The sequence below is a fragment of the Pedococcus sp. P1_H8 genome, from assembly GCF_056405175.1.
The window spans coordinates 1-535 of the sequence record NZ_JBFUCP010000111.1 but is presented as its reverse complement, the minus strand read 5'-3'; the positions used below and the strand labels follow the sequence as shown (position 1 = coordinate 535).

1 protein-coding gene is annotated in these 535 nt (G+C 71.2%); it reads left to right on the top strand.

Features of this window, described 5'->3' with window-relative positions; genetic code table 11:
• Nucleotides 1–535 (top strand): uroporphyrinogen-III synthase (locus AC1DYG_RS19100; protein WP_477641438.1); only part of this gene is annotated, 535 nt, incomplete at both ends.

Here is a 535-nt window from a genome sequence, read left to right as displayed (position 1 = left end):
GCGCAGCCCCGCGCAGATGGAGCGCTCGGTCAAGGGCCTGGTGGACGGCCGCTACCAGTGGGTGGTGTTCACCTCCACCAACGCGGTCCGCGCGGTGTGGGAGAAGTTCGAGGAATTCGGTCTGGACGCCCGCGCCTTCTCCGGCGTGAAGATCGCCTGCGTCGGCCAGGCCACCGCCGACAAGGTGCGCTCGTTCGGCATCAACCCCGAGCTGGTGCCGTCCGGTGAGCAGTCCAGCGAGGGCCTGCTGGCCGAGTTCGCCCCGTACGACGACGTTTTCGACCCGGTCAACCGGGTGCTGCTGCCGCGCGCGGACATCGCCACCGAGACCCTCGCCGAGGGCCTGCGTCAGCGCGGCTGGGAGATCGACGACGTCACCGCCTACCGGACCGTCCGGGCGGCGCCGCCGCCGGCCGAGACCCGCGAGATGATCAAGACCGGCGGGTTCGACGCGGTGTGCTTCACCTCGTCGTCCACCGTCCGGAACCTGGTCGGTATCGCGGGCAAGCCGCACGCGCGCACCCTGGTGGCGTGC